This window comes from Botrimarina sp., assembly GCF_040219535.1.
Classification (GTDB): Bacteria; Planctomycetota; Planctomycetia; order Pirellulales; family Lacipirellulaceae; genus Botrimarina.
The window spans coordinates 61,953-78,722 of record NZ_JAVJSH010000003.1 but is presented as its reverse complement, the minus strand read 5'-3'; the positions used below and the strand labels follow the sequence as shown (position 1 = coordinate 78,722).

Here is a 16,770-nt window from a genome sequence, read left to right as displayed (position 1 = left end):
CGCCAGCGATGGCTCTTTAGCAGACACGGCTGCAAGCGGCCACAAATCCCGGTTCCAGCACCCTAGCAGCCCGCGATACGGCCGGCAAGGAGTGGGGAGGGACTACGGAAGGCGGATTGCGGATTGCGGATTCGGGCGCCGGCGCCTGACGCCCTCGGCGGGGTTCAGCTGGTAGGGCTCCGAGGCCCGTCGGCGCACAGGGTGCGCGTGCCGACTAAGATGAAGGGCCTACCAACGCCTTCCGGCCTCCAAGCGCGTCCCCCGTCGCTCCCACTGCATGCCCGTCGCCCGACTTGCCGCCGTGATGCTCTTCGCCGCTGGGGCGTTCGGCGGGGCGTCGGTCGCGAGCGGGGCCGAGACCGAGATGGTCGGCGTGCTGGCCGTGGCGATCGAGCCGGAAACGGCCGAGAAACTGGGACTCAGCGACGAACAAGTCGCCCAGATCGTGCGGGTTATCGACCGGCGTGAGCTGAAGGGGATCTCCGAAGCGATGCGGCTTGCGCGGCTGCCGCGCGACGAGCGGGTCGCCGAGTTCGCCCCGTTCCGCGCCGAGAGCGAGCGCCAGGGCTTGGCGTCGCTCACCGCCGAGCAGGCCGAGCGACTCCGCAAGCTAGCCGCCGAGCGCGACGACCCGGCCCTCCAGCCGACTGGGGGCCCGTCCGACGAGCGAGCCGAGCCCACGAACGCCGCCGCGGCGGCCCAGCCCGCCGACACGCCGCAAACCGAATCGCTTGCCGAACCGGCCGAACCGGCCGGGCCTGACGAGACGCCGCAAGCGCCTCAGCCCGCGGCGTCGGAGGAGGCAGCGGCGCCGGACGACGACCCAGCCGACACGCCGCCCACCACCACCGCCCCGGCCGACACGCCGCCGACGAACGAGCCGTCCGGCCCGGCCGCTTCGGACGGCAAGCTCACGTTCAGCTTCCAGCAGCAGCCCTGGGGCGAGGTGATCCGCTGGTTCGCCGAGCGGGCCGACTTGTCGCTGGTCGTCGACACGGTCCCCGAAGGCACGCTCACCTACCGCGACACCCGCCCCCACACGCCCGCCGAAGCGCTCGACGTGCTCAACGGTGTGCTGCTGACCAAGGGCTACACGCTGGTGCGGAAGGACCGCATGCTGCTGGTTATCGATCTGGAGCAAGACCTCGTGCCGCCCAACGTGGTGACCGACGTGCCGGTCGGCGAGCTCGACCAGCGTGGCGAGTACGAGCTGGTCCGCGTGCTGGTTGAGCTGGGCCAAGTCGACCCGGCCGCCGCCGCCGACTCGGTGCAGCGGCTCGCGGGGCCGCAGGGGCGGGTCGTTGTGCTGCCCGAAGCCCGGCTGCTGCAAGTCACCGAGACCGCCGGCCGCATCCGCACGATGCTCCGTGTCGTCGAGGCGATGAAGCAAGCGGCCGAGCCGGCCCTCGCCGAGGAGGCCGAACTCCGCAGCTACGCGCTCGGCGGCGCCGACGGCGAGACCGCGCTGGCGGTGCTCCAGACACTGCTCGAAGGCGCCGAGACCACGCGCCTGGCCGTCGACGACCAGACCGCTAGCCTGATCGCGCTAGCGACCCCGAAGCAGCACGCCGCGATCGAAGCGACGCTCCAGAAGCTCCGCACCGACGGGCGCCGCGTCGAGCTGATCCGCACCGACACGATCGACCCGCTCGCGGCCGCCGCGTTGGTGACCCGGATGTTCGACCCCGACGCGGCCGACGAGAAGCGCCGCGACCCGAACGCGCCGGTCATCCAGGCGGACCCGATCACCGAGTCGGTCCTCGTCCGCGGCACCGACGCCCAGATCGCCCAGGTCCGCCAGCTGATCGCCGACCTCGACACGCCGGCCGAAGCTAGGCAGGCGGCCAGCGGCGGCGCGGTGCGGACGATCCCGCTATCGGGCTTGGAGCTCGAGCAGGCCCTGCAGCGGATCGACGCCGTTTGGCCGTCGCTCCGGGAGAACCCGCTGCGGGTCACCGGCCCGAGCGGCCGCATCCCCAGCTTCCGCCCCGGCGCGGACGTCCAGAACGAGCGCGAAACCTACGACTTCGACAGCTTGTTCGACGACCGCTTCGCCCCGCCCGCCGACGACGAGCCGGGCGACACGCCCGACGGCCGCACGACGAGCGGCTTGGCGTCGCCGTTCCGGTTGGCCGGCCAAGACCAGCCGCCGCAGCGCCGCGCCGACGACCAGCAGACGACGCCCCGCCCCGACGCGCCGCCGGTCTTCATCTCGCCCGGCCTCGGCTCGACGCTGATCGCCAGCTCCGACACCGACGCGCTCGACGCGCTCGAGCAGCTGCTCGCTCAGGTGGCCAACTCGGCCGCCGCCGGCAGCCGGCAGTACGCGGTCTTCTACCTGAAGTTCGCCGACGCAAAGACCGCCGCCAGCCTGCTCGACAGCCTGTTCGGCGGCGGCGGGTCGGCCGGCGGGGGCAGCCTGCTCGGCGACCTGGCCGGCGCGGCCATCGGCGGCGAGGGGGGCGACATGATGGGCGACCTGCTCGGGCTCGCCGGCGGGAGCGACGCCGTCGGCTTCTCGAGCGTGTCGGTCGACATCACGCCCGACGTGCGCCTGAACGCCCTTTACGTGTACGCCACGCCGAGCGACTTGCAGACCGTCAACCAGATGCTGCGCCTGATCGACCAACCGCGCGGCCCCGACCGGGTCGAGTCCTACGGCGTGCCGCGCCTGATCCCGCTAGAGAACACCAGCGCTACCGACGTGGTCGAGGTCGTGCGCCAGGTCTTCACCGACCGGCTGGAGGGCTCCGGCGGCGCCGGCGGGCAGCCCTCGCCGCAAGAGATGCTCCGCGCGCTGGCCGGCGCCGAGGGGCAGCAAGAGCAAGAGCCCGAGCGGATGCAGATCGGCGTCGACGAGCGGAGCAACTCGATCGTCGTCCGCTCCAGCGAGCAGCTGTTCGACGAGGTCCGCACGCTCGTCGAGCAGCTCGACCGGGCCGGCGTCGAGCGGCCGGTCGCCACGCGCGTGGTCTCGCTCCGCAACACCGGCAGCGACGCGCTGCGGCAGACCCTCGTGTCGCTGCTGGGCGACAAGGCGGTCGTCGCCGGCGCGCCGGCCGCGGCCCCGCAAACCCCCGGCGCCCCGCCCGCCGGCGCGGGCCAACCGCCGGGCGACCGCGGCGCCGAGCAGAACGCCGAGCGGTCCCAGCGCGAGATGCAAGAACGCGTCGAACGCTTCCAGCAGATGCGCCGCGCTTTGGAGCGCATGCGCGGCGAAGGGGGCGGCGGCGGTGGTGGCCGTGGCCGAGGTGGCGGTGGGCGTGGCGGCCGCGGCGGCGGGCCCGGCCGCTAACGCTCGGCGCGCGCTTCTTCGGCCGTGATCAGGCCGTCGCCGTTCGGGTCGAGCCGCGCGAACCGCCGCGCGGCGCCGTCGTCCCAGCGGCGCTCGTACTCGTGCATCGCGACCTGGCCGTCGCCGTTGCGGTCGCGGTCGGTGAACCAGCTGGGGAGCCCCTCCGGCAGCCGCTCGCGCGGCGTCGAGAGCCGCTGCGAACGCCGCCCGTCGTTCGCCTTCTCGGTCAAGCGGACGAGCAGCTCGTAGTAGGTGAGCAAGCCGTCGCCGTTGCGGTCCGCGGCGGCCGGGTCCCCCTTCACGCCCTTCCACTCTTCTTGGTCGAGCAAGCCGTCGCCGTTCTTGTCGTGCGTGCGGAGGACCCAGATGGCCGACGTGGCGGGGCTGCTCAGACGCTTGGGCGCCGCCTCGCCCGGCTTCTCGTTGCGCGGCTTCTCGTTGTCCCGCTTCTGGTCGGCGGGCTCGCCGTCCGCCTCGCCCGGCGCGGCGGCCGGCGCGGCGGCCACGCCGAAGGCGAGCTTGCCCGGCTGGGCGCCACGAGCCAGCGACCCCCAGCCGAACGCCACGGCGATCGCCAACGCCAACGAGCAGCCGGTTGACCGGATCGAACGCGGCAGGGTCATTTCTAGCTGCGGGGATTCGCTGATAGGGGGGCGGGCGCCTACATTCTATCAACCCGCCCCCCGAGCTTCCGCCCCGTTAATTCCACGGCATGCCCACCCAGCCGAGCCCAGCGCGTGTCGTCGTCGGCGAGGTGATCGCCATCGGCGACGAACTCACCAGCGGGCAGCGGCTCGACACCAACACCCAGTGGCTCAGCCAGCGGCTCACCGAGCAGGGCGTGCTGGTCCGCTACCACACGACGGTCGCCGACGACTTCCAGGCGAACGTCGACGTGTTCCGGGCCGCCGCGCGGCGGGCCGACGTGGTCGTGGCGACCGGCGGCCTCGGGCCCACCGCCGACGACCTGACCCGCGACGCGATGGCCGCGGCCGCCGGCGTGCCACTGGTCGAGCACGCCGAGCTGGTCAGCCGCCTGGAGGCGATCTTCACGTCGAGGGGCCGCCAGATGCCCCCCCAGAACCGCCGCCAGGCGCAGCTCCCCGAGGGCGCCGCGGCGATCGACAACCCGGGCGGCACCGCTCCGGGCGTCGACCTGGCGATCGGCCGCTGCCGCCAGTTCGCGTTGCCCGGCGTGCCGGCCGAGATGCGCGAGATGTACGCGGCCACCGTCGCCCCGGCCGTGGCCCGGGTCGTCGGCGCCGCGCGGGTCACCCGGCACTGGCTGGTGAAGTGCTTCGGCGCCGGCGAGAGCCACGTCGAGTCGCTGATCCCCGAGATCATCGCGCGCGGCCGCGAGCCCCTGGTCGGCATCACCGCCAGCAAGGGGACGATCACGCTCCGGGTCACCGCCAGCGGCGCGACCGAGTCCGACTGCTGGGCGGCGATGCGCCCCACGCTCGACGAGGTCCGCGCGAAGCTGGGCGAGTTGATCTTCGCCGAACACCCCGCCTCGGCAGGCGGCGAGATGGTCCTCGAGCGTGAGCTGCACCACACGATCCTAGAGATGGCGGACGACCGGGACGCGTCGGTCTCGGTGGTCGAGTCGATGACGCGAGGCCTGCTAGGTCGCCTGCTCGCCGAAGGCGAGGCCGAACTCCAAACCGAGTTCCACGGCCGGTTCCTGTCCAGCGGCTCGATCCTGAGCGGCAGCCGCTACACGCCGTCGCTCGCCGCGGACCAACTCGAATCGCTCGCCCGCGGTATCGCCGAAGAAGGCTGGGCCCTCGTCATCGGTTCGCCAGAAGAAGGTGGCCGCGTGCCGATCGCCGTGGCGACCCAGCACGGCGTCGCGCAACGCACGGTCCAACTCGTCGGCCACCCCTCGATCCACCGCCACTTGGTCGCCAAACACGCGCTGAACCTGCTCCGCCTAGAACTATTACGATCGACGGAGTGACTCGCGCAGAGACGCAGAGTCGCAGAGAAACGGTTTAGCCCCGTCGCGTCTGTGCACGGGTCCAAAACCAGCACCCCCTCAGGCATCGACGCCAAAACGCGAAGGATTCAAGACAGCGAACCCCTCTGCGACTCTTCGCGAAACTTAAACCTCAATGCCAACGATCCGACTAGCCGCCGCCGCCGTGAACCAGACGCCCGTCGATTGGCACGGCAATCTGGCGAGGGTCGTCCGCGCCGTCGAAGCGGCGCGCGCGGCCGGCGCGGGGCTGGTCTGCCTGCCGGAGCTGTGCCTCACGGGCTACGGCTGCGAAGACCTCTACTACTCGCGCGGCCTGCGCCGGCGCGCGCTCGAGTCGCTCGAGGAGCTGCTGCCGCACACCGAGGGCGTCGCGGTCGCGGTGGGGCTGCCGCTCGAGATCGACCGCGCCCTCTACAACGCCGAGGCCATCCTCGCCGACGGCGAGCTGCTCGGCTTTGCGCTGAAGCAGCACTTGGCCAACGACGGCCTGCACTACGAGGCCCGCTGGTTCAATCCGTGGCCCGCGGGCGTGGTGGCGATGGTCGACGCGGCCGGCGCGACGGTCCCGGCGGGTGACCTCGTGTTCGATTTCGCAAGCGGCGCCGGCGGCGAGGCCGTGCGGGTCGGCGTCGAGGTGTGCCGCGACGCTTGGGTCCCCGGCCGCCCCGCGTTGTCGCTGGCCGAGCGCGGCGTGTCGCTCTTGCTCAACCCGTCGGCCAGCCACTTCGCGTTCGCCAAGCAGACGATCCGCCAAAGCCTCGCGCGGGAGGGGGCCGCCGCCGTCGACGGCGTGTTCGTCTACACGAACCTGCTCGGCAACGAGTCGGGCCGCTCGATCTACGACGGCGGCGCAATGATCGCCCGCAGCAACGCAGGCGCGGAGCCTGAGATCGTCGCCGCCCAGCGGCGGTTCTCCTACGCCGACCACACGCTGCTGCTCGCCGACCTCGGCGTGCGTGCCGCCCGGCCCCCGGCCGCCGCCGCGGCGGCGGCGCGCAGCCGCTTCGACCTGTCGCTACCCCAGGCGGAAGCCCCGCCGCTGCCCGAAAGCCAACGCGACCAGGTCGCCACGAAGTACGAAGAGTTCAGCCGCGCCGCGCCGCTCGGCCTGCTCGACTACCTGCGCAAGAGCGGCGCGCGGGGCTTCGTGCTGTCGCTCTCGGGGGGCGCCGACTCGGCCGCTTGCGCGGTGCTCGTGTGGTTGATGGCCCGCTTCGCGATCGACGAGCTCGGCCCGCAAGGCTTCGCCGACCGCCTGCAGCGGGTCGATGGCCTCGCCGGAGCGACCGACGCGCGGGCCGCGGTCGCTCGCTTGCTCACGACCGTTTACCAAGGCACGCAGAACTCGTCCGACGCCACCCGCACGGCCGCCGCGGCGATCGCCGGAGCCGTCGGCGCCGAGCACCACGAGTGGGACGTCGACCCGCTGGTCGAGGGCTACACGCGCCTCGCCGGCGAGGCCCTCGGGCGGCCGCTCACCTGGGAGACCGACGACACCGCCCTGCAGAACATCCAGTCCCGCGCCCGCGCGCCGGGCGTGTGGATGCTGGCCAACGTGAAGGACGCGCTGCTGCTCACGACCGGCAACCGCAGCGAGGCCTCGGTCGGCTACGCCACGATGGACGGCGACACCGCGGGCGGCCTGGCGCCGCTGTCGGGCGTCGACAAGGCGTTCCTGCGCGACTGGCTCGGTTGGATGGAGAAGGAAGGCCCGCGCGGCGTGGGGCCGATGCCCGCCCTGGCGGCGATCAACGCCCAGCAGCCGACCGCCGAGCTCCGCCCGCTCGCCGACCGGCAGACCGACGAGGCCGACCTGATGCCCTACGACGTGCTCGACGCGATCGAGCGCTCGGTAATCGTGCGGCTCGAAGAGCCCGAACAGACGCTCGCCGGCTTGGAGCAAGCCTTCCCCGGTCACGCGCCCGAGCAGCTCGCCGAGTGGGTCGACCGCTTCCGCCGCTTGTGGCGCGCGAGCCAGTGGAAGCGAGAGCGGATGGCCCCCGGCTTCCACCTCGACACGCACAGCGTCGACTCCCGCGGCTTCCGGCGTTGGCCGATCCTCAGCGGGTCGGGTTGAACTCACTCGACCACGAGCCGCCAGCAGCGGTGGATCCGCTTGTTGCGGAAGTCTTCCGGCACGGTCTGCTTGCTGATCTCGCGCACGGCGTAACCGGCCAGCGCGGCCTCGTCGAGCTTGAAGCGGCGGAAGTTCGTGCTGAAGTAGACGACGCCCCCCGCGCTCATCCGCTCGCGCAGCGCGGCCAGCAGCGGCGCGGCGTCGCGCTGCACGTCCCAGTCCTCGTCGAGTCGCTTGCTGTTGGAGAACGTCGGCGGGTCGACGACCGCCAGGTCGAACAGCGGCTCGCGCGGCAGCGAATCGATGAACTCACGGCTATCACCACGCACCAAGTGGTTGCCGTCCTCGGGCGGCGTGTACCCGGCGGCTCGCGCCTCGCGACTCGCAACTCGCAACTCGTTCAACCGCAGATTCTCTGCCGCCCAGTCCAGGTAATTCTGCGAGAGGTCGACCGTCGTCGTGCTCGCCGCGCCGCCGGCCGCCGCGTAGACGGTGAACGCGCCGGTGTACGCGAACAGGTTGAGGAAGCGCTTGCCCGGGGCCGCTTCGCGGACCATGCCGCGGGTCGTGCGGTGGTCGAGGAACAGGCCCGTGTCGAGGTAGTCCGACAGGTTCACCCGGAACCGCAGCCCGCCCTCCTCGACCACGCGGGTGACCGACTCCTCGCCGAGCCGGTCGTACTGCGCGTCGCCCCGCTGCCGCTCGCGCTTGCGGAGGTAGACCTCGCCGCGCGGGACCTCGAGCACCTGGGCGGTCGTGCGGACCATCAGGTCGAGCCAGTCGGCGTGCTCGGCCGGCGTGCGTTCGTGCGGCCGCTCGTACTCGGCGACGACGACCGCGTCGCCGTACCGGTCGATGGCGAAGGGCGCCTCCGGCATGTCGCGGTCGTAGACCCGGTAGCACGTGATCCCGCGCTTCGTCGGCCACTTACGCAGGTGCCGCGCTCGCTTGCGGAGCGCGCTGGCGAACTCGCTGGCTTGCCGCTCTGCCTCCGGCCGCAAGCCGCCGAACGCTTGGGCTGTCGGCTGTCGGCTGTCGGCTGTCGGCTGGAACTCGTTTGTCCTTCCCGCTTCCCTCTTCCCGCTTCCCTCCTCCCAACCCTCGCCCCTCGTCCCCCGTCCCTCGTCCCTCCGTTTCCGCGGTCCGTGGTACTGGAACAGCGTGCACTCGAGCCGCCCGTTGTAGAGCTTGCGGCGCTTGCTGGCGGTTTGGCCGACGAGCTTCTCGAAGTCGAGCCGCGCGGTGAGCACGTAGTGCGACCAGGTGGGCAGCCGGCGGAAGACCTCGGGCATCGAGTGGTACAGCCGCTCGACCTCCTCGCGCTCGCCCAGGCGCTCGCCGTACGGCGGGTTGGTGATGAGGGCGCCGTACTCGCGCTTGCTCGACAGGTCGCCGAAGTCGCGCCGCTGGAAGTGGATGTCGTCGGCCACGCCGGCCGCCTCGGCCGCGCGGCGGGCAAGGCGCAGCGCGTCCTCGTCGGCGTCGGTCGCTAGCAGCCGCTCGGGCAGCGAGGGCTTCGCGCGGCGCCGGGCCGCGTCGCGGAGCTCGCCCCACTCGCGCCCCGCGAGCCGGGGCCACGCCTCGCAAGCGAACGTGCGGCCGAGCCCCGGCGCGATCTCGCGCCCGGCCAGCGCGGCCTCGATCGCCAGCGTGCCGGTCCCGCAGAACGGGTCCCAGAACGGCTGCTCGGGCCGCCAGTGGCTGAAGCTGACGACCGCCGCGGCGAGGGTCTCCCGCAGCGGCGCGGCGCCGACGACGGGCCGGTAGCCGCGCTTGTGGAGGCCCTCGCCGGTGGTGTCGAGGTAGAGCGTTGCTTGGTCGCTGGCCAGCGCGACCTCGATCGCGTAATCGCCGGTCGTTTCCGGTAACTCGCTCGCGCCGTGCCCTTCGCGTAGCTGCTCCACGACGGCCTTCTTCACGATCCGCTGGCAGGCCGGCACGCTAGAGAGCTGCGACTTGTGCGAGCGGCCACGCACCGGGAATTGCCCGTCGGCGGGGATCCAATCGGACCACGGCGCCGCGCGGGCCAGGTCGAAGAGCTGGCCGAAGTCGGTCGCCGGGGCGGTCGCCAAGCGGACCAGCACCCGCTCGGCGTAGCGCAGCCACAGGTTCGCCTCGCGCACGGCCTGCTCGTCCCCCCGGAACAGCACGCGCCCCGGGCTGGCCACCCGCGCCGGGTAGCCGAGCGACTCGAGCTCGTGGCGGACGAGCGTCTCGACGCCGAAGGCGGCGGTCGCGATGAGGTCGTACAAATCGATCCGTGCGGGGCAGGGGGGTGTCGTGAGCCGATCGATCGTCGGGAAAAACGCTCGCCTCGGCAACCGAGCGGCGCCCGTTTGCAGGCCCGCGACGCCGCGGCTACGCTGCCCACACCGCCCGGGCGCCCCCGCTTCCGATCCGCCACTCGTGACCATGCCGCTTGACCGCTCCGGCGTGTCGCCGCCGGCCGCCAGCGACCCGCCCGCGCGACCCGCCTCGGCCGAGCGCGTCGGCGGGCTCGACGCGCTGCGGACGCTCGCGGTCGCGCTGGTGTTCGTTCATCACGCCTGGTCGCTTGCCGGCTTCGATCCGTACGTGCACGCGCTCGGCTTCCCTGTCGGCCGGGTCGGCACCGCGTTGTTTGTCGCCCTGGCGGGATCGCTCGCGGCGATCAGCACCGCTCCGAGCCCGGCAGAATGGCTCTGGCGGCGGCTGTGCCGGATCTACCCGGCGTACTGGCTGGTCATGCTGGTGGTGCTCGTCGGCGTGGCGTGGTCGGGGTACAAGCCGATCGGGCCGGCGCAGTTCATTTCGCAGATGCTGGGCCTCGGGTTGTTCACGCACCCCGACCGGCTGGTGCACGTAGCGACATGGTTCGTGTCGTTGATCCTGTTGCTCTACTGCTTGACGGCGTTGGCGAAACGGCTCGGGCCCGACCGAGAGATCGCCGCCGCGTTGGCGGCCGGCTGCGCCGCGGTCCCGCTGCTGGGAGTGGACGTCGGCTACTCGGCGCACGCTTCGACGTACTTCGCCGCTTACCTGGCGTTCCGCGCTCCGCCGAGCCGGCGCGGCGTGTGGCTGGCCGCGGTGACCGTCGCGATGGCTCTGGCGGCGATCTACGTGTGGCCGGTGTGGTCCTGCGGGGCGATCGCCGTGGGGCTGATCGGCGCCGCCGTCGCCGCCCCGATCGACGCGCCGGTCTTCCGGCAGGCGTCGCGGTACTCGTACGAATTCTATCTGACCAACGGCCCGGTGCTGGCCGCCCTGTTCGCGGCGGCGCCGCGGCGCCCGGTCCTCGTCAGCTTGATCGCTCTGTTGGCTTCCGCGGCGTTGGCGGTCGCGCTCCACCGCGCGACGATCGGCTTCTCGGCGCCCCGCCGGCAAGCGGCGCCGGCGATCGCTTGATCACAGCCGGCACGGCGGCGAGCCGGTGCAGAACCGCTTGTAACGGGTCAGCCCGCCGCCGCGGCTCACCCGCAGCTCGACCAGCGCGCCGCACCGCGGGCAGAAGTCGGGCTCGTCCGGCTCCGGCGCGCCGGACTCGGCCTTCGCCTGGCAAGCGACGCACCGCTTCGTGTCGGGGAAGACCTCGAGCCGCTCCGGGTCGATCGGCTTGCGGCAGCGGTCGCAGAGGACGGCCGCTTGCCAGTCGTCCTGGTCGTCGGCGCCGTCGTGCTCGGCGACCGCCAAGCCGATCCGCTTGCACGACGGGCACGTCATCCGCGCCGCCGCGTCGGGCATCAGGGCGGCCATGATCTGGTCGTCGGGCTCGGCGTCGCGTCGGAGCAGGCCCACGAGCCGCAAGCGGCTGGCGACCTCCGACGGCCCACACACGGTCCGCCACGAGCATTCCGGGCACGACAACACAAGCGATAGCACCCGCTGCCCTCCGTGGTTGGCGGCGGCCTCCGAAGGGCCGCTTCAGTCCGCAGGCTTCGCCGCGACGACGCGGTTGAAGTGCAGCCGGACCTCGCCGTCGACGACCCGCCGCACGCCCTCGACCAGGCACTCCGGCTCGTTGTCTTCTTGGCCGCGGCGGATGACCTCGCCCAGCGGCAGGCCCGGCGGCACGGTGAAGGTCGACTGGTTGATGATCTGGTTGCCCGCGTCGAGCTCCGGCACGATGAAGTGGCAGGTCGCGCCGTAGGTGAGCATGCGGCTCGCGTAGGCCTCGTGGTAGGGCCGCATGCCGGGGAAGCTGGGGAGCAGCCCGTGGTGCAGGTTGATGATCCTGCCGCCGGCGTACTTCCAGCAGCTCGCGGCCGGCAGCACCCGCATGTAGCGGGCCAGGACCACGTAGTCGATCGCCAGCTCGTCGCAGAGGTCGATCATGCGGTCGTCGTCGGGGGCGCCGTCGGCGTCGCCGATCAGGCGCCACGGCGCGCCGAACTGCTCGGCCAAGCCGCGGAGCTTCTGGCGGTTGCTGATGACCAGGCTCGCCTCGGCCCGGATGCGGCCGTCGCGGATCGCGCGGAGCACGGCCAGCGGGGTCTCGCTGCGGTAGGTCACGCAGATCGCCAGCCGCGGCTTGCGCCCCTCGAGCGCGGCCAGCTCGGGCGACCAGGTGCGGATCGACAGGCCGGTCGCGCGGGCCACGCCGGTCATGGCCTCGCGCAGCTCGGCGAAGCGCTGCGGGTCGATCTCGACGCGGGTCAGCATCGAGAACACGTGCACGTCGTCGCGGTCGAACATCTGGATCTCGCAGATGTTCGCGCCGAGCTCCGTGACGGAGTGGACGATCGGGTCGGCCAGGCCACGGTGGTCCGGGCCGACGGCGGTGATGACGGCTTGCATCGCGCGACAGGCGGGTGGGGGGTGGGGCCGCGGCTCGGCCCGCCCGCGTCAGTGTGCCACGGCGGCCCGGTCGGCCGAAGGGGGGCGGCGCCGCGCCGGCCCTCCGGGGCTACGCGCCGGTCAGCACCGCGACGTTCGCCACCGTTTCGGGGAGCTCTTCCCAGATCTCCCGGAACGCGTTCAGCCCGAGGCCCATCGGCTTCAGCACGCCTTCGGGAGGGGCCGGCAGGCGGCGGCCCTCGACCGAGCCGCGGCCGTAGCGGGTGGCCAGGTAGTTGGCTACCGAGACCACCCGCGTCAGCGCGGCGCCGTCGTCGGGGGCCATCAGGGGCACGTGGTGGTAGTCGATGGCGGTGACCAGCCGGTCCGGGAAGTTCGCCCGCCAGGCCACGTACGCGCCGACCTGGGCGTGGTCGAACGCCATGACCTGCCGCTCGGCCTCGGGCAGGGCCACGCCGGTCTTGCAGCGGACCAGCACCCGCGGCACCACGCTCGAGAGGTGCTCGTTGATGAACAGCAACCCGATGTCGTGCAGCAGCCCGGCCAGGTAGGCCTCTTCGGGGTTGCAGTTGTCGCCCCGCTGGGCCACGAGCCGCGCGACCGTGGCCACGCAGACCGAGTGGTCCCACAGGCGGACCGGGTCGAGCCGGCCGACGGGGGTGTCCCGGCCGAACAGGCTGCCGACCGACACCGTGAGGGCCAGGTTGCGGACCCGTTCGGTCCCCAGCAGCGTGACCGCCCCCTTGAGGTCGCCGACCGGGTTGCGGAGGCCGCAGTACGCGGAGTTCACGACCTGGATCAGCCGGCTGGCGACCGGCGCGTCTTGCTCGACGACGGCCAGCAGGTCGTCGGCGTCCGAGTCGGGGTCCTCGGCGACCTGGATCACCTGCTGGGCGATCGAGGGGAGCGAGCACAGCTCGCTGAGCTTCTGGAACAGCGGCTCGATCGAGGCGTGGATCGCCCGCTCGCCGCTGTAGGCCGAGGCCGTCGGCGGCCCGAGAGCGTTCTCGGGGGCGACGTCTGTTTTGTCGTCGATCGCTGGCATAGTCGCGGCGTGAGAACGCAGGGAGCGGGGCAACCAGACTAAGCGTAGGTCGCGTCGGCCCCGAGGCCGCCGCGCCAGCGGTGCGGGTTGGCGCCGTGGTGCGGTGCGACCCGTGTGGCCCGAACGACCCGCACGACGCTTGCGGCCGTCCGCCGAGCCCGGCCCGCGTCGCGCAGGTTCGTGCGGCGCCGCCCTCTGGCGCCGCGAGCCGGTCCTAAGCTTTTCCGGCTTGAACCAGCCTCTCCCGTTCTCTCTCCCGGCCCCATGCACGGCGCCCCGTCCGACACCGCGTACCCCGCGACCGACGGCCCCGATGCGGAGTCCCGGCCGCGGCGGTTGGACGAGCTGCTCAGCCGCATCCAGCAGCTGACCGCCGAGAGCGACGCCCCCGAGCCCAGCCGGCCGTTCGGCGCCCAGCCAGACGCCGCCGCCCAATCGGGCCAGCCCGCCGAGCGCGGCGAGTGGTTCCCGCCGGAGCCGGCCTCGCTCCCGGCGGCCGGGCTGAGCGAGTCCGAGGTCGAGAACCTCGTGCTCAAGTACCTCAACGCCCGCGCCGAGGCCTCCGGCCGCGACCTGGCCGAGCACATCAAGCTCCCCTTCCGCCTGATCGACCCGCTGATGCAGGCGATGAAGGACGACCAGATGGTCGCCCACAAGGCGGCGGCCATGATGAACGACTACGTGTACACGCTGACCGGCGCGGGCCGGGAGCGGGCCAAGAAGCTGGCCGAGTACTGCTCGTACTACGGCGCCGCGCCGGTGCCGCTCGACGAGTACGTCCGCAGCGTCAGCGCCCAAACCATCGCGGACCAGCACCCCACCGAAGAGGACCTGGCCCGCGCTTTCTCCGACCTGCTGATCGACCCGGGGATGCTCGCGCGGCTGGGCCCCGCGATCAACTCCGGCCGCGGCCTGTTCCTGTTCGGCGCGCCGGGCAACGGCAAGACCTCGATCGCCGAGCGGGTCACCAAGGCGTTCGGCCAGTTCGTGTGGATCCCGCGTTCGTTGGGGATCGACGGCGAGCTGATCCGCTTGTTCGACCCCAGCATGCACGAGGAGGCGCCCATCTCGTCGGCCGGCGGGCTGCTCGACGACCGCGCGGTCGACTCCCGCTGGGTGCGGATCCGCCGGCCGACGATCGTCGTCGGCGGCGAGCTCACGATGGACTCGCTCGAGGTCACCCTCAACACCGCGACCAACGTCAGCGAGGCGCCCGTCCAGCTCAAGAGCAACTGCGGCACGCTGGTGATCGACGACTTCGGCCGCCAACGCATGACCACCGACGAGCTCCTCAACCGCTGGATCGTGCCGCTAGAGAAGCGCTACGACTTCCTCAACCTGTCCAGCGGCAAAAAGATCCAGGTGCCGTTCGACCAGCTGATCGTGTTCTCCACGAACCTGGAGCCGAAGGACCTGGTCGACGACGCGTTCCTCCGCCGGATCCCGTACAAGATCGAGGTCGTCGACCCCAGCGAGGCCGCGTTCCGCAAGCTGCTGAGCATCATGGGCAAGAGCCTCGGCGTGCCCTACGACGAGGCGGCCGTCAACCACCTGATCGACACCCACTACCGGGCCCCCGGCCGGCCCTTCCGCGCGTGCCAGCCCCGCGACCTGCTGCTGCAGATCATCAATTTCTGCCACTACAAGAAGCAAACCCCCGCGATGACGCCGGCCAATTTCGACTTCGCCGTGGAGAACTACTTCGCGATCATGTAAGCCCCGCGGGGGGTCGGGCGTAACGTCTCTTGACGGGCGACGCTGCTTCATTCATTCGAATGCCCCCGTCCGCCCCGCCCCGTAGGAACCCTCCGATGACCCGCCCCGAAGCCGAACTGGTCCGCGATAGCTGGCGCCGCGCCGAGCCGATCGCCGACACCGTGACCCGGCTGTTCTACCTGCGGCTGTTCGAACTCACCCCCGAAGTCCGCGGCCGCCTGGGTTGCTCGCTCTGCGAGCAGTGCGACCGGCTGGCCGAGGCCGTCGACCAGCTCGTCGAGTCTTACCGCTTCGGCGCCGGCGCCGGCGTGCCGGTGGCCGAACCGGCGGCCGCCGCCGGCGAGTCCGCCGCCGTGGTCGACGCGTGGCTGTGGGCGATCACCAACCAGCTCGGCGGCGCCGACTCGGACCGCGTGGGCCGCGCCTGGAGCGAGGCCATCCGCGGCGAGGCCGGCCGGCCGTTCCGCTCGGTCGCCCTCGGCGGCGCGGCCCCGGCCCTCGTTTGAGCGGCCCTCGTTTGAGCGGCCCCCGCCAGCGGTCGCGCTAAGTTGGCCGCAAGAAGCGGCAAGCCGCCGGTCAAACGAGACAAACGCGACACGCGCAGGAACGTCGTGTAACGCTAAAACGGTCGCGAATCGCAGCTAAGCCCTTCCGCCGCAAGGGCTTCGCGAAGCGTTACAGGTCGGTCGGTGTAAAGCGTTCTTGGCGTCAGAAAACGCCGCCCAGCCGCCGAGCCAAACCCGGCAATTGTCGCCGAAGTCGCCGGCCGAGGTGCGCGAATTAGCCAAACAAGCGTGCCGCGCGGGCCTACTGGGCGCCGGTGACCGCCAATCCGCTAGAGCCGCCGCGCTCGCCCGGCTTGAGCTGGATGACGAACAGGACGGTCGTCGTGAACCGGGCAAGGTCCGGGACTCCGTCGCGGGTGACCCACGCGTACCGGTCGCCCCAGTGGCCGACGTAGCAAGCGTTCTTCGGCACGTCCTGCTTGCGTCCGATGCGGTACCACCCGGGCGGCGGGACGTCGCTCAGCAAGACGTCCAGCGGCACCCTTCGGCCGTTATCCCCCGAGGCGCCGTTGCCGCCCGACAAGGTGGAGCCACCCCCGCCGGCCGACGCCGGACTGGGGGCGCCGCTGGACGACTCGGCCGAGTCTTCGCTGTCGTCGGCCGCCGAATCGGTCCGCCGGAGGTAGGTGATCGCGTTGGGCACGGGCAGCGGCGGCAGGCCCAGCGCCGAGCGGTAGAGCGACTGCAAGTCATAGAGCCGTCCGGGGTCGGTCGTCGCGTCGGTCCCCCATTGCTCGGTGACCTGCCGCTGGCCGGCGGGCCCGAACTGGTCGATCCCGAACATCGTGCCGCCGAACGTTGTGAATCCTCCGGCGGTTCCGAGGCCGGCCCGGTCGTTCACCTGGACGACGCCATCGGCCAGGTGCACGTGGTTCGGCAGGGCCTCGGGCTGGCACGACAGCATCGCCAGGTTGGCCAGCACGCTGTTGTACTGGATGTCCATCACCGTGCTGGTTGTCAGCACCGTGTGCCGCTGCAGGCTGTGGTGCGTGCAGCCAGCCACGGCGGCGAGCCCGGCAACGACGAGGAGTCCGCCAAGGAACCGCATAGGAGGCTGCGAGCTGGGCCGGGTGCTGGTAAGGCGTATCGGTTGTATCGGTTGGTCGGCCGCCGGGGTTTAGCCGGAAAGACCGCCGCGCGGACCGCCGCGCGTCGGCTGGCGACGCCAACAGGGCGCCGCGCCCCCCAGGGCGTTCCCCGGCGCTGCAGCGATGAGCGTGTCGCGCGCTGTCGATCGCCGCGTCGGCAGCCGCGCGCGGCGGAACGGGTGTCGCCTCGGGCGCTCTCCGCGGTCCCCTGGCGCCCCGGGGATGACCC

The 16,770-nt window shown here is 72.1% G+C and carries 12 protein-coding genes; 6 read left to right on the top strand and 6 right to left on the bottom strand.

Annotated elements, in window-relative coordinates:
- The first annotated feature begins 277 nt into the window (after nucleotides 1–277).
- Nucleotides 278–3,295 (top strand): secretin N-terminal domain-containing protein, encoded by a 3,018-nt coding sequence (locus tag RIC11_RS00965; RefSeq protein WP_350207951.1) that lies wholly within the window; start codon nucleotides 278–280, stop codon nucleotides 3,293–3,295.
- On the opposite strand, the gene RIC11_RS00960 is transcribed toward RIC11_RS00965, so the two are convergent.
- The gene (locus tag RIC11_RS00960) at nucleotides 3,292–3,918 is read right to left on the bottom strand and encodes an EF-hand domain-containing protein (RefSeq protein ID WP_350207950.1); all 627 of its coding nucleotides are present in this window, start codon (nucleotides 3,916–3,918) and stop codon (nucleotides 3,292–3,294) included. The genes RIC11_RS00965 and RIC11_RS00960 overlap by 4 nt on opposite strands.
- A gap of 89 nt (nucleotides 3,919–4,007) precedes the next feature.
- On the opposite strand from RIC11_RS00960, the gene RIC11_RS00955 reads away from it, so the two are divergent.
- Nucleotides 4,008–5,255 carry a competence/damage-inducible protein A gene (locus RIC11_RS00955; protein WP_350207949.1) on the top strand — a complete coding sequence of 416 codons (1,248 nt, stop codon included), beginning with the start codon at nucleotides 4,008–4,010 and terminating at the stop codon, nucleotides 5,253–5,255.
- A 154-nt stretch (nucleotides 5,256–5,409) separates the two neighbouring features.
- Nucleotides 5,410–7,353: an NAD(+) synthase gene (nadE, locus tag RIC11_RS00950; RefSeq protein ID WP_350207948.1), complete on the top strand. Its 1,944-nt coding sequence runs from the start codon at nucleotides 5,410–5,412 to the stop codon at nucleotides 7,351–7,353.
- Between the two features lie 2 nt (nucleotides 7,354–7,355).
- Here the strand turns inward: nadE and rlmKL are convergent, their stop codons facing one another.
- Entirely contained in the window at nucleotides 7,356–9,605 is a 2,250-nt protein-coding gene (gene rlmKL, locus RIC11_RS00945) for a bifunctional 23S rRNA (guanine(2069)-N(7))-methyltransferase RlmK/23S rRNA (guanine(2445)-N(2))-methyltransferase RlmL (RefSeq protein ID WP_350207947.1), read from the bottom strand.
- Nucleotides 9,606–9,765: 160 nt separating this feature from the next.
- Between rlmKL and RIC11_RS00940 the strand changes: the two genes are divergently transcribed.
- Nucleotides 9,766–10,737 carry an acyltransferase family protein gene (locus tag RIC11_RS00940; RefSeq protein WP_350207946.1) on the top strand — a complete coding sequence of 324 codons (972 nt, stop codon included), beginning with the start codon at nucleotides 9,766–9,768 and terminating at the stop codon, nucleotides 10,735–10,737.
- On the opposite strand, the gene RIC11_RS00935 is transcribed toward RIC11_RS00940, so the two are convergent.
- The 3 genes from RIC11_RS00935 to RIC11_RS00925 form a co-directional block, all read right to left on the bottom strand.
- The gene (locus RIC11_RS00935) at nucleotides 10,738–11,211 is read right to left on the bottom strand and encodes a TraR/DksA family transcriptional regulator (protein WP_350207945.1); all 474 of its coding nucleotides are present in this window, start codon (nucleotides 11,209–11,211) and stop codon (nucleotides 10,738–10,740) included. It abuts the gene before it with no gap.
- Nucleotides 11,212–11,253: 42 nt separating this feature from the next.
- Nucleotides 11,254–12,126: a formyltetrahydrofolate deformylase gene (locus RIC11_RS00930; protein WP_350207944.1), complete on the bottom strand. Its 873-nt coding sequence runs from the start codon at nucleotides 12,124–12,126 to the stop codon at nucleotides 11,254–11,256.
- A gap of 109 nt (nucleotides 12,127–12,235) precedes the next feature.
- On the bottom strand, nucleotides 12,236–13,171 hold the full coding sequence (locus tag RIC11_RS00925; protein WP_350207943.1) for an HDOD domain-containing protein: 936 nt from the start codon (nucleotides 13,169–13,171) through the stop codon (nucleotides 12,236–12,238).
- 264 nt (nucleotides 13,172–13,435) lie between these two features.
- Here RIC11_RS00925 and RIC11_RS00920 point away from each other — a divergent pair, with 264 nt between their 5' ends.
- Entirely contained in the window at nucleotides 13,436–14,887 is a 1,452-nt protein-coding gene (locus tag RIC11_RS00920; protein WP_350207942.1) for a DUF8689 domain-containing protein, read from the top strand.
- 95 nt (nucleotides 14,888–14,982) lie between these two features.
- Nucleotides 14,983–15,393: a hypothetical protein gene (locus tag RIC11_RS00915; protein ID WP_350207941.1), complete on the top strand. Its 411-nt coding sequence runs from the start codon at nucleotides 14,983–14,985 to the stop codon at nucleotides 15,391–15,393.
- Nucleotides 15,394–15,694: 301 nt separating this feature from the next.
- On the opposite strand, the gene RIC11_RS00910 is transcribed toward RIC11_RS00915, so the two are convergent.
- Complete coding sequence (locus RIC11_RS00910) at nucleotides 15,695–16,501, bottom strand: hypothetical protein (protein ID WP_350207940.1); 807 nt, start codon at nucleotides 16,499–16,501, stop codon at nucleotides 15,695–15,697.
- Between the last annotated feature and the right edge of the window lie 269 nt (nucleotides 16,502–16,770).

What these genes read in the sequence shown, in the direction of transcription:
- RIC11_RS00965 (WP_350207951.1), top strand. Translation starts at nt 278, where the DNA reads ATGCCCGTCGCCCGACTTGCCGCCGTGATGCTCTTCGCCGCTGGGGCG.
- RIC11_RS00960 (WP_350207950.1), bottom strand. Translation starts at nt 3,918, where the DNA reads ATGACCCTGCCGCGTTCGATCCGGTCAACCGGCTGCTCGTTGGCGTTG.
- RIC11_RS00955 (WP_350207949.1), top strand. Translation starts at nt 4,008, where the DNA reads ATGCCCACCCAGCCGAGCCCAGCGCGTGTCGTCGTCGGCGAGGTGATC.
- nadE (WP_350207948.1), top strand. Translation starts at nt 5,410, where the DNA reads ATGCCAACGATCCGACTAGCCGCCGCCGCCGTGAACCAGACGCCCGTC.
- RIC11_RS00940 (WP_350207946.1), top strand. Translation starts at nt 9,766, where the DNA reads ATGCCGCTTGACCGCTCCGGCGTGTCGCCGCCGGCCGCCAGCGACCCG.
- RIC11_RS00930 (WP_350207944.1), bottom strand. Translation starts at nt 12,126, where the DNA reads ATGCAAGCCGTCATCACCGCCGTCGGCCCGGACCACCGTGGCCTGGCC.
- RIC11_RS00925 (WP_350207943.1), bottom strand. Translation starts at nt 13,171, where the DNA reads ATGCCAGCGATCGACGACAAAACAGACGTCGCCCCCGAGAACGCTCTC.
- RIC11_RS00920 (WP_350207942.1), top strand. Translation starts at nt 13,436, where the DNA reads ATGCACGGCGCCCCGTCCGACACCGCGTACCCCGCGACCGACGGCCCC.
- RIC11_RS00915 (WP_350207941.1), top strand. Translation starts at nt 14,983, where the DNA reads ATGACCCGCCCCGAAGCCGAACTGGTCCGCGATAGCTGGCGCCGCGCC.
- RIC11_RS00910 (WP_350207940.1), bottom strand. Translation starts at nt 16,501, where the DNA reads ATGCGGTTCCTTGGCGGACTCCTCGTCGTTGCCGGGCTCGCCGCCGTG.